This window comes from Candidatus Nitrotoga sp. BS, from assembly GCF_927797785.1.
Classification (GTDB): Bacteria; Pseudomonadota; Gammaproteobacteria; order Burkholderiales; family Gallionellaceae; genus Nitrotoga.
This window is the reverse complement of record NZ_CAKMLL010000020.1, coordinates 1-6,587: the sequence shown is the minus strand read 5'-3', so window position 1 is coordinate 6,587 and position 6,587 is coordinate 1. Positions and strand designations below refer to the sequence as shown.

Sequence of the window (6,587 nt, the reverse complement as noted above, 5' to 3'; positions counted from 1 at the left end):
CCAGCACATGGGCGAAGCCAACACTGAATGTTGCACTTCGAATTTGAATCCAAGACCGAGAAAATTAGCAATTGACAGGTTAAACAGTTTCTCCCCAAAGATCGTGTGCATCCGAATCAGTGATTCTGACATTCACAAAATCACCTGCCTTTAATGTCTGGCCGTTATTGATGTAAACCAGGCCATCGATTTCAGGTGCATCAGCTGAGCTACGCGCAATTGCGCCCTCCTCGTCCACTTCATCAACCAACACCTGCATGGTTCTGCCCACTTTACATGCAAGGCGTTCACCACTAATCTCCTCCTGCAATTGCATCAAACGCCCTAAGCGTTCTTGCTGAACTTCAAGTGGGATGTGATCCGGTAAATTATTGGCCACCGCACCTTCCACAGGCGAATACATAAATGCTCCAACGCGATCCAGTTGAGCCATTTCGAGAAAATCGAGCAGCTCTTCAAATTCTTCTTCAGTTTCGCCGGGAAATCCAACTATAAAAGTACTGCGTAAGGTAATGTCCGGACAGATTTTGCGCCATTGCTGTATACGCGTGAGCACGTTTTCACTGCTGGCGGGGCGTTTCATTAATTTAAGAATGCGCGCATTGGCGTGTTGAAAAGGGATATCCAGATAAGGCAAAATTTTTCCCTGCGCCATCAGTGGAATGACTTCATCTACATGTGGATAAGGATAAACGTAATGCAATCGAACCCATACGCCCAGCTCGCCCATCGTCTGCACGAGCTCAGTCATACGCGTCTTGATCGGCCGCCCACCCCAGAAACCCGTGAGGTATTTTACATCCACCCCATAGGCACTGGTGTCTTGCGAGATCACCAGTAATTCTTTCACGCCTGCATTCACCAGATTCTGCGCTTCCTGCATCACATCACCCACTGGACGGCTCACCAGATTGCCACGCATGCTGGGGATAATACAAAAGGTACAGCGATGATTACAGCCCTCGGAAATTTTCACGTATGCAAAATGCTTGGGTGTCAGTCGTATACCTTGCGGCGGGACCAGATCGCTGTATGGATCATGCAGCTTGGGTAAATGGGCGTGTATGGCTTCCATCACTTCATCTGTTGCATGTGGGCCCGTGACGGCCAATACTTTTGGATGCGTTTCTTTCACCACATTGCCTTTGGCACCCAAGCAGCCAGTAACAATAACTTTCCCATTCTCGGCCAACGCCTCGCCGATTGCTTCAAGCGATTCTTCCACCGCACTGTCGATGAAACCGCAAGTGTTAACGACCACCAGATCGGAATCTGTGTAGTGAGGAGAAATAATATAACCCTCAGCCCGTAAGCGAGTAAGGATATGCTCAGAATCCACAGTCGCCTTAGGACAACCGAGAGATACGAAGCCGACGCGTGGCGCTGTGTTCTGTTTGCTCATGCTTTAACTTTATATATTAAATTGTACATATTCTTTCCTGCAGCCAGATTTATCCTCGCTAAGCTTTCAAAATTGTGCAAGGCATAATAGTGGTGCAGGGGAGATCGTTTTTACTCTACCATTAACACGCTCATCAACCACACTGTCCCTACACCCGATACAATCAGTACGACTTGCTGCAAGGTATCGCGTAACTGCACGCGCTTGTGCAATCCAGGTATCAGGTCTGCCACCGCAACATAAATCATGCTTGCAGCTGCCAGCGCCAGCAATGACGGTATCCACGACTGCATGGTCTGCAAAGTAAAGTATCCCAGTATGCCGCCTGCCACAGAGGCGAAGCTGGATATTAAATTCAATTGAAAGGCACGTAGTTTGCTATAACCCGAATGCAACAGGATAGCGAAATCACCTACTTCCTGCGGAATCTCGTGTGCGATGATGGCCAGTGCTGTAATGAGACCCAGATGCACGTCAGTCAGAAAAGCCGCTGCTATGATGATCCCATCCACAAAGTTATGAAAAGTGTCACCTATGATAATCATCATGCCACTGCGTCCATGGTCAGACCCATGTTTTGTATCGACTACCAAATGCGCTTCGCAATGCTCATGGTGGCAATGCCTCCACAGCACCAATTTTTCCAGGATGAAAAACAGCAGAATGCCAAACAACACCGTGCCACTCAAAACAGCTACATTGGGGGTTAGCTTGATTGCTTCGGGTAAAATATTGAGAAACACTGCTCCAAGCAGGGCACCAATTGCATAGCTCACCATGCCACCAAGGAAATTCTGCTTACGGCTGCTAAACGCAAATAATGCTGCACATGCTACGCTCAACGTGCCACCTAAAATGCAAGTGGTGATAATCCAGACCAAAATACTCATGGTGAGCTTAAGAAATAAATGAGGCGCGGATTATACCTAAAGGCAAGCAAGCCATTCTCTAAGTGCGCGGTTAATTGCAATGGATTTAATTTTCCAAAAAACTGAAAAACCGAATAACTTCGATTTCTACACTTCATATTTCGACTTACTGTAACGATACAGGTTTAAGGATCGAAAAAACGTGTCTGCTCGAAGACTGTTTTCCCGTCGTTATGTTGCCACCTTCACTTCAACTCCTATCGCCCGAATGCGCGCAGCGAACGCTTCCAATTGCTGCTCTGATAGCGCGGCCAGATTCGGTGCTTCTGGCTGTAACGTGGGGCGCGCCAAGCTGTAAAGCAACACACCTTCAGGTTTGATATTGTCATGTAACAATGTGTTCAAAAAACTCAGGAAATCATCCTCGTCCTGCTTACTCGGTGGTTTGCCATCCAGCATGAACCAGCAGGTTTGTAACCAAACCGGGCACAACGCGATAGAGGTGGCGAGATTCTCGCGTACTTTAACCAGACTTGTGCGGGTATTGTTGATTCGCTGCATTTCCGCCTTGCTGGCACGATCAACCTTGAACCACACTTCACCATTGAGTTGCGCCAACTCGCGCAGACCTTGCTGCACGTTTTTACGGTGCATAAGACTGCCATTAGTGATGAGAACCAGTTTTATGTGGGAGGGCAACGCCAGTTCTTGTCGCAGCTTGCCGATAAGTGTAATAACCTGTTCAAATTCTTTGGCACTGGTCGGTTCACCATTACCGGACAAAGCAATATCGTTAATACGGCGCGCCTCTTCCGGCACGCAGCGTTGCATAAAATCACCGTGCAGCAACTCATGAAGAAAACCGCGCAACTCCTGCTCCAGCAGCGCCAAATCAACCCTCGGTGCTGTGCCGCGCTTGAGATCCGGCACCTGACAATAGATACAGCGCCAATTGCAGGCGTTATTGGTATTGAGATTGATGCCAACTGACACCCCGCCCGCCCGTCGCGACACCACGGGATAGACGTAGCGCAAGCCCGCGCTGTCGCGACTGTGATCGGTTACATCAAGCCTAGTATTGCTCAAGATTTTACGAGCGGCAGATATTTGGCAGGATCAACTGGCTTACCAAAGCGGCGTATCTCGAAGTGTAGGCTGACCTGCTCGGTATCAGTATTGCCCATTTCTGCGATTTTCTGCCCTTTTCTTACCTGGTCCCCTTCCTGTACCAGCAGCTGGTCGTTATGAGCATAAGCGCTGAGATAAGTCTTGTTATGCTTGATGATGATCAGCTTGCCATATCCGCGCAGGCCGTTGCCGCTATATACGACCTTGCCCGCCAAACTGGCAACAATCGCTTGGCCCAACTTACCGGCAATATCGATTCCCTTGCGGCTGGCGGTTTCAGAAAATTCACTTATTAGCGTTCCAGATGTTGGCATACCCCACTCCAACGAATTACCATCATCATCGGCAGTACCATCAATTTTGACTCCGGGTCTAATTTCAGGTCTATTCTGGACTTTGGCCACCATCACAGTTTCAGGTTTTTTCAGGTTTTCCTGGATTTTTTCAATCTGTGCCACAGCCTGCTCGGTATACGGCAGCTTGGTCACCTTAGGTTGGCTCTTGGCGGGAACTTTTAGAGGATAGCTTTCTACTACAGTTGTAACCACGTTCGAAGTACTAACAGGGGGCAAGTGTAACGCCTGGCCCACCAGGATCATGTCATAATTCCGAATACTATTTAGCTCGGCAATTTCTCGATAATCAAGACCATAGCTAAAAGCTATGCTATACAAAGTATCGCCTTTTTGTACTACGTAATCCAGCGGACGCCCGTCTTGATCGCGTGGCAAAACTTTAATGGCTGGCGCAGATGTCGGTACAACCGGCTTTCTCATCATGACTCTGCGCTCAATTTCGCGCCCTACTCCTCCTTCTACTACAGGTGCGTAAGACCCGCTGGAAGAACAACCCGTCACTAACTCTGCAACAATAACTACAATAGCAGTAGACAATAATTGAAAAGTAATTTTTTTCAGTCTCATGCTTTCCCTATCAATAGTGGCACGAATTTCACTGCCTCCAAGCGCGTTTCATGGTAACCCTGCGCCCTACGCTCAATCAGACATAAAAACTGTTCCTGTGCGCCCAATGGCAGAACCATCTTACCACCCACAGCTAGCTGTTCCAGCAATGCCTGTGGTACATGCGTAGCTGCTGCCGCCATAATGATGCCATCAAACGGCGCGACTGCTGGCAAACCAATACTGCCATCCGCATAACGCAAATAAACATTTCTTACCTGTAATTCTTTCATGTAGCCAGCCGCGCGCTCGTATAGAGGCTGCAAGCGTTCCACCGAATATACATCACGTGCCACCTGAGCTAGCACCGCCGCCTGATAACCACAACCGGTACCCACTTCCAGCACACGGTTTAGACCTTGTCCATTTCGCAAAATTTCAATCATGCGCGCTACAATGTAAGGCTGAGAAATGGTCTGACCAAACCCCAGCGGCAACGCCACATCATCATAGGCACGGCTGGCCAGTGCTTCGTCGATAAATATGTGGCGCGGCACCGCATTCATTGCAGCCAGTACAACCTCATCCTTAATCCCCCGCACACGCAACCTTTCTATCAATCGCCCGCGTGTGCGTTGCGAGGTCATACCAATGCCACTATGGCGTTCACTCATGTAGTGTTACCTGTAAGCCATGTTCCTACCGCATCGAGCTGGCTATGTTGCGTCAGATCCATCTGTAATGGCGTGATTGACACACGGTGTTGAGAAATGGCATAAAAATCCGTGCCCGCCCCCGCATCCTGCGCCTTGCCAGCCGCACCAATCCAGTACACTGTCTCTCCATGCGGATTGGTTCCCTTTATCACTGGCTCGGCCTTGTGACGCTTGCCCAGGCGGGTCACTTCGCGGCCTTGCAATTGGTCGTAAGAAATGTCGGGCACATTCACGTTAAGCAACCATGGAAGAGTATGAGTGCGTTTTTCAAATTGCAGCACTAGCTCAGTCACCACACGTGCCGCAGTATCGTAATGTGCCAACTCCCTACCCACCAGCGATACGGCAATTGCCGGGATGCCCAGCAAAAAACCTTCGGTCGCAGCTGCCACCGTGCCTGAGTAAATTGTATCGTCACCCATATTGGCACCCGCATTAATGCCGGAGATAACCATATCCGGCTGAGTATCCAGCATGCCAGTAACTGCCAAATGCACGCAATCGGTTGGCGTACCATTTACATAATAAAAACCGTTGGCTGCACGACGTAAGTTGAGCGGGCGATCCAGCGTCAGAGAATTACTCGAACCGCTGCGATCGCGTTCTGGCGCCACCACTATTATTTCGGCAATGGTAGATAACGTTTCCGCAAGGCAAGCCAGGCCAGGTGAAAAATAACCATCATCATTGCTAAGCATAAGCATCATATTGCTACTATCCTTTTGTTCTATATTGGATATATCCAGCCAAACGCGCTTTGATATCCGTTTTAATTATAACAATCACGTGCCGAAGGATCAGAACTGACAGCAATAAAAATATGATTATCGCCTGAAATGACTCAGGTATAAATCCTCAACGCCAAGGAAAGATAGCTTATGCTCCAGCAGCAGCCAGCTCAATTCCCGCTAACTCCAGAATCTAAAGGGCACCTCTAAAAATCCCCTATCTCTGTAATCGAATTTGCTGTGTTTTGCGTTAATGCTAAGGATACATACAAACAAGGTAGACAAACATGCAAAGCAGCTTTTTCGACTTGGACTATAGTGGACCCTGAATTTCAGACAATAAATTAAGATGTAAGCCTGCTGTAAAAGAGGAGCAGGAGATGAGTGAAAGCAAGCGCAAGAATTTTACCAGCGTGTTCAAGGCCAAGGTGGCACTGGAAGCGATCCGTGGCTTAAAGACATCGAACGAAATTGGACAGGCGTTTGGCGTACATCCGACACAAGTTGGTTTGTGGAAGAAGGAATTGCAGGAGCAGGCATCAAGTCTGTTTGATACCATGCGTGGCCCCAAACCTGTCGACCCGTCCGCCAGCCCGGAGCGCCTGTATTCCGAGATTGGGCGGCTGAAGATGGAACTGGACTGGCTCAAAAAAAAGTCTGGGATATGCCTACCATGACTCGCAGGTCATGGATCAGCACAAGAGAGTTGCTGACGGTGACCCAGCAATGCGGGCTGGTCGCGGTCAATCGTACCACGATCTATGCGCCGCACCGGGTTGCGAAACCAGACGAACAAGAACTGGCGTTACTGTCACTGATCGACACCGAGTACACACGCCACC

At 49.0% G+C, this 6,587-nt stretch carries 6 protein-coding genes and 1 pseudogene; 1 reads left to right on the top strand and 6 read right to left on the bottom strand.

Features of this window, described 5'->3' with window-relative positions:
* Nucleotides 1-79: 79 nt before the first annotated feature.
* The 6 genes from rimO to surE form a co-directional block, all read right to left on the bottom strand.
* Complete coding sequence (rimO, locus tag MJ769_RS01000; protein ID WP_239233982.1) at nt 80-1,402, bottom strand: 30S ribosomal protein S12 methylthiotransferase RimO; 1,323 nt, start codon at nt 1,400-1,402, stop codon at nt 80-82.
* Between the two features lie 110 nt (nt 1,403-1,512).
* The gene (locus tag MJ769_RS00995) at nt 1,513-2,292 is read right to left on the bottom strand and encodes a ZIP family metal transporter (RefSeq protein ID WP_239233981.1); all 780 of its coding nucleotides are present in this window, start codon (nt 2,290-2,292) and stop codon (nt 1,513-1,515) included.
* Between the two features lie 210 nt (nt 2,293-2,502).
* Complete coding sequence (locus MJ769_RS00990) at nt 2,503-3,357, bottom strand: radical SAM protein (RefSeq protein WP_239233980.1); 855 nt, start codon at nt 3,355-3,357, stop codon at nt 2,503-2,505.
* Entirely contained in the window at nt 3,354-4,322 is a 969-nt protein-coding gene (locus tag MJ769_RS00985) for a peptidoglycan DD-metalloendopeptidase family protein (RefSeq protein WP_239233979.1), read from the bottom strand. Before MJ769_RS00985 ends, MJ769_RS00990 begins: the two co-directional genes overlap by 4 nt.
* On the bottom strand, nt 4,319-4,975 hold the full coding sequence (locus MJ769_RS00980) for a protein-L-isoaspartate(D-aspartate) O-methyltransferase (protein WP_239233978.1): 657 nt from the start codon (nt 4,973-4,975) through the stop codon (nt 4,319-4,321). Before MJ769_RS00980 ends, MJ769_RS00985 begins: the two co-directional genes overlap by 4 nt.
* On the bottom strand, nt 4,972-5,724 hold the full coding sequence (gene surE / locus MJ769_RS00975) for a 5'/3'-nucleotidase SurE (protein ID WP_239233977.1): 753 nt from the start codon (nt 5,722-5,724) through the stop codon (nt 4,972-4,974). The genes MJ769_RS00980 and surE overlap by 4 nt, the downstream gene beginning before the upstream one ends.
* A 401-nt stretch (nt 5,725-6,125) precedes the next feature.
* Here surE and MJ769_RS14595 point away from each other — a divergent pair.
* Nucleotides 6,126-6,279: pseudogene (locus MJ769_RS14595) on the top strand (transposase); the annotation flags it as partial.
* Between the last annotated feature and the right edge of the window lie 308 nt (nt 6,280-6,587).